At 73.5% G+C, this 5,280-nt stretch carries 1 protein-coding gene; it reads left to right on the top strand.

The features are described from left to right. Nucleotides 1–448: 448 nt before the first annotated feature. Nucleotides 449–5,098 carry a family 78 glycoside hydrolase catalytic domain gene (locus ACWEVO_RS29270; protein WP_452310706.1) on the top strand — a complete coding sequence of 1,550 codons (4,650 nt, stop codon included), beginning with the start codon at nt 449–451 and terminating at the stop codon, nt 5,096–5,098. Nucleotides 5,099–5,280: the final 182 nt, after the last annotated feature.

Here is a 5,280-nt window from a genome sequence, read left to right as displayed (position 1 = left end):
GGTGACCGACCCGGTCACCAACGGGCGCGCTGGTCGAGGGAGTGGGGTGCGACGCCACATCCCGTCCCGAGTGCCCCGTTCATCGGTGCCGCCTTCGTGTCCGGATCCGGCCACGAAGGATCTCTTCACCTGAGGAACGCAAGCACGTAGCGTCCTGAATCGATTCACAACCCGCGCGGAGGCAGCCGTGACACCTCGGACTTCCGGAAGCCGGCCGCTGCCGCCGCGCCGCAAGACGCTGGTCGCAGCGGCCACGCGCCCCAACCCCAATCCTGTGGTCCGGGCCAGGGCCTCCTTCGCCGGAACCGAGAACCGCGGCACCGCGTTCGAAACGGGCCGCCGACGGTCCAGCGGCCAGCTGGCCGCCGCCCAACCCTGCTGACCCCCGTCCCCTCGGGACACCCCGCAAAACCTCAGTGCGGGACCGCCGCACAGAAGGGTGAGGACCATGACGTTCACGACGCGGCGCCGGCCGGTGCTCAGCGCGCTCGTCGCCCTGCTCCTCGGGCTGACGCCGACCGTGGTGACGGCCGCCCCAGCGGCCGCCGCCGAACCGTCGGCACCCCAGCTCGCGGCGGTCGGCCTGACCACCGAACGGGCCACCGACCCGATCGGCCTCGACGTGGCCAAGCCCCGCCTCGGCTGGCGGATCGAATCCGCCGCCCGCGGTGTGCTCCAGGAGGCCTACCAGGTGCGGGTCGCCACCAGCCAGGCCCACCTCGACGACGCCGACGTCTGGGACAGCGGCCGCGTCACCGCCCAGCAGAGCACCCTCGTCCCGTACGCCGGGCCGGCGCTGAAGCCCCGCACCCGCTACGTCTGGCAGGTCCGGGTCTGGGACACCACCGGCCGTACCTCGGACTGGAGCGCCCCCGCCTCGTGGGAGACCGGACTCGGCGGCGCCGACGGCTGGCACGCCGACTGGATCGGCCTGCCGCCCCCCACCGAGTCGTGGACCGACTACACCGTCCAGACCACCGTGCGCCTGGAGCGCGACGCGGCCGGGATCTACCTGCGCGCGCACGGCCCGGCCAACGCCTACATGTGGCAGTTCTCGATCACCGGTGGGACCGCGAAGCTGCGGCCACACGCCCGGGTCAACGGCGCGTGGAGCGTGCTCAAGGAGGTGCCCCTCGGCGCGGTGGTGCCGGCCGACAAGCTGACCACCCCGCACACCCTGCGCATCACCGCCGCCGGCGACACCATCACCACCTGGGTCGACGGCACCCAGGTCGACGTCACCCGCGACACCCGGCACAAGGGCGGCTCGGTCGGCCTGCGCACCGACGGAGCCGAGACCGGCGTCTTCTCCGACTTCTCCGTCACCCGCGGCACCGACACCCTCTTCACCGCCCCACTCACCGATGGCCAGAACCCGTTCAGCGGCGGCACCCCCACCGCCGGCGGGCTGCGGGTCACCGGCAGCACCGAGGCGATGCTCACCGCGCTGGACGCCAACCCGCTGCTGCGTCGCGGCTTCCGCGTCGACGGGGAGATCGCCCGCGCCCGCATCTACGCCACCGCGCTCGGCGTCTACCGGCTCTCGCTCAACGGCCAACGGGTCGGCGACCAGGAGCTGGCGCCCGGCTGGACCGACTACAGCAAGCGAGTGCAGTACCAGACGTACGACGTCACCCGCCAGCTCCGCCAGGGCGACAACGCGCTCGGCGCGCAGCTCGGCGACGGCTGGTACTCCGGCACCCTCGCCTCCTTCGGCCCCGACCACTACGGCACCCGGCCCCACCTCGGCGCGCAACTGATCGTCGAGTACACCGACGGGCGCACCGAGACCGTCCGCACCGACGACTCCTGGCGCGCCACGCCCGGGCCGTTCCTGCAGAGCGACCTCATCCACGGCGAGACGTACGACGCGCGCCGGCTGCCCGCCGGCTGGGACACCCCGGGCTTCGACGACGCCGGCTGGTCACCGGCCACCGTGGACGACCCCGCCGCCACCGGCCCGGTCGTCGCCCAGGCCGACCCGCCCGTGCGGGTGGTGCAGGAGCTGCCGGCGCGGACGCTGACCCAGCCCACCCCCGGCACCTGGATCTTCGACCTCGGCCAGAACATGGTCGGCAAGGTCCGGCTGAAGGTCGACGGCCCCGCCGGCACCACCGTCCGCATCCGGCACGCCGAGGTACTGAACCCCGACGGCACCGCCTACACCGCCAACCTCCGCTCGGCCCAGGCCACCGACCGCTACACCCTGCGCGGCGGCGGAGCCGAGGTCTACGAGCCGACGTTCACCTTCCACGGCTTCCGCTACGTCGAGCTGACCGGCTACCCGGGCACCCCCACCCTGGCCACGGTCACCGGCCTGGTCGAGCACACCGACGGGGCGCTCACCAGCGAGTTCCAGACCTCCAACGCGATGGTCAACCAGCTGCACAGCAACATCACCTGGGGTCAGCGCGGCAACTTCCTGTCCATCCCCACCGACACCCCGGCCCGGGACGAGCGGCTCGGCTGGACCGGCGACATCAACGTCTTCGCCGAGACCGCGACGTTCAACATGGACAGCCTGACCTTCCTCACCAAGTGGCTGGAGGACCTGCGCGACGGGCAGTCGGCCAACGGGGCGTACCCGGACGTCGCCCCCCGCGTCTGCTGCGGCGACGGCGCGACCGGCTGGGGCGACGCCGGCATCACCGTCCCGTACACGCTGTGGCAGCGCTACGGCGACACCCGGGTCATCGAGGAGCACTACGCGTCGATGGTGCGGTACGCGTCCTGGCTGCAGAGCACCAGCTCCGGCAACCGGCGCACCAACGCCGGCCCGTACCTGGACTGGCTCAACCTGAACGACCCGACGCCCGCCGGGGTCATCGGCACCGCCTACTATGCCCACAGCATCCGGCTGCTGGGCGAGATGGCCGCCGCCATCGGCCGGGACGCCGACGCCGCCCGCTACGCGGCGCTGGCCACCGACATCGCCCAGGCCTTCGTCGACACGTACGTCTCGGCCGACGGCACCGTCCAAGGGGACAGCCAGACCGGGTACGTGCTGGCCATCGGCATGAACCTGCTGCCGCCCTCGCTGCGCGCCAAGGCCGCCGACAAGCTCGTCGCCAACGTCCGCCGGCACGACTGGCACCTGTCCACCGGCTTCCTCGGCACCCCCGACCTGCTGCCCGCGCTCAGCGACACCGGACACCTCGACGTCGCCTACCGGCTGCTGCTCAACGACACCTACCCGTCGTGGGGCTACGAGATCGCCCGGGGCGCCACCACCGTCTGGGAACGCTGGAACTCGATCATGCCGGACGGCAGCTTCGGCGACGTGTCGATGAACTCCTTCAACCACTACGCCTACGGCGCGGTGGGGGACTGGATGTACCGGACCGTCGCCGGCATCCAACCCGACTCCGGCAACCCCGGCTACCGCCACCTCACCTTCGCGCCGCAGCCGGGCGGCGGCCTCACCTCGGCCCGCGCGTCGTACCGCTCGGCGCAGGGCACGATCGGCAGCGACTGGCACCTCGACGCCCACGGCGACATGCAGCTTCGCCTCACCGTCCCGGCGAACACCACCGCGACCGTCCGCGTACCCACGCCCAGCCGGCACGCGGTCACCGAGAGCGGCCGACCGGCGGAGACGGCCGACGGCGTGCGGTTCGTCCGGATGGACGGCGACGTCGCCGTCTACGAGATCGGATCCGGCTCCTACGCCTTCGCCGTCGACCGGGTACTCGGCGCGCTCGGCGACACCGCCGACGCGGTGCAGGCGCTGACGACGCTGACCGGCGACCTTGCGGACGACCTGGGCCAGCCGGTGGCCGCGCACCTCACCGCCCAGCTCGGAAAGCTCAGCGACGAGACCGCCGCGGCGCGCACCGCGCACCTGGGCGGCGACGCCACCGACGCCGCCACCCGCGTGCACCGGGCCCTGGCCACCGCCGCCGACCTGGACCGCTGGCTACGCACCCAGGTCAAGGCGGGTCGGGTCGCCGCAGCGAACGCCGAACGATTCACCGCCCTGCTCACCCGGGTCGACCAGTTGCTCTCGGCCGCCTCGTCGGACCTGATCGGCGCGGTCGTCAAGCTCGACCTGCCGGTGGGCGAGCGGCTGCCCGGCGACGTCGTACCCGCGACCGTCACGGTCACCAACGGCGGCACGACGCCGCTGACCGGGGTGGCCTCCACCCTGCGCGTACCCGAGGGCTGGACGGTGACGCCGGTCGGCGACCAGGCCACCACCGTCGCCCCCGGCGCCACCGCCGCCCACCGCTACGAGCTGCGCATCCCCGCCGGGCAGTCCCCGGCGACCGTCTCGGTCGACGGGTCCGCCAGCTACCGGCACGGGGGCGGCACCGCGACGCTGCCGGTCGCGGGCACGATCACCACCGCCCCGGCGGTGGTCGTCGTGTCGGCGTCCGCCACCCCCGCCGCCGTGACGCCCGGCGCCACCACCACGGTCACCGCGCTGCTGCGCAACCGGGCCACGGTGCCGATGCCCGGGCAGGTCACCACCACCGGCCCGGACAGCTGGCGGGCGGCGCCGCCCACCGCCGGGTACGACCTCGCCGCCGGCGCGGAGGCCACCGTGTCGACCGTCCTCACCGCACCGGTCGCGGTGACCGAAGGACCCGCGCAGGTCACCATCGCCACCGGCGCCACCGACGCGGAACGGCGCACACTCGCCGTCCCGGTCCAGTTCACCAACCCGCCGCCGGACGCGTACGACCACGTCGACCTCGGCGACTCGGCCTCCGAGCAGGCGCACCACCTGACCGCCTCGACGTACTCGGGCACCAACACCGAGGCCGGGCTGACCCGCCGCTACACCAACGTCAGCTACCCGGGCGGCTGGTTCGAATTCGACCTCGCCGTGGCACCCGGCCAACCGTTCGTGCTGCGCGCCGTCGAGACCTACGACCAGGCACAGCTGAAGGACTACGAGATCGTCGTCGACGGCGTGGTGGTCCACGCCCGCTCCTGGCAGCGCACCGAGAGCGGCGCGGGCACCGTCAGCTACCAGTTCATCGTCGACCTGCCCGACCAGACCCGCGACGGCGTGGTCCGGGTGCGCTTCCGCGACACCGGGGACGGCTACGACCCATCCGTCGCCGACGTCTGGTCCGCGCCCCTTCCGTCCTGACCGCCACACCACCACCGCAAGGAGCACGCGCATGGCGCAGACACCACCACCGGTTCCTGGACAGGGGACGGAACTCAGCCGCCGGTCACTGCTCGGCTGGGGCGTCGCCGGCGCCGGAGCCGTCGCACTCGGCGCGACCACCACCGCCGCGCCGGCCGCCGCCGCACCGCCCACGGGCGCCG

Source organism: Micromonospora sp. NPDC003776, assembly GCF_053605645.1.
The sequence above is the reverse complement of the archived record's forward strand: the minus strand, read 5'-3'. Positions and strand labels throughout refer to the sequence as shown.

Coding starts and splice junctions, on each gene's coding strand:
- ACWEVO_RS29270 (WP_452310706.1), top strand. CDS start 449: ATGACGTTCACGACGCGGCGCCGGCCGGTGCTCAGCGCGCTCGTCGCC.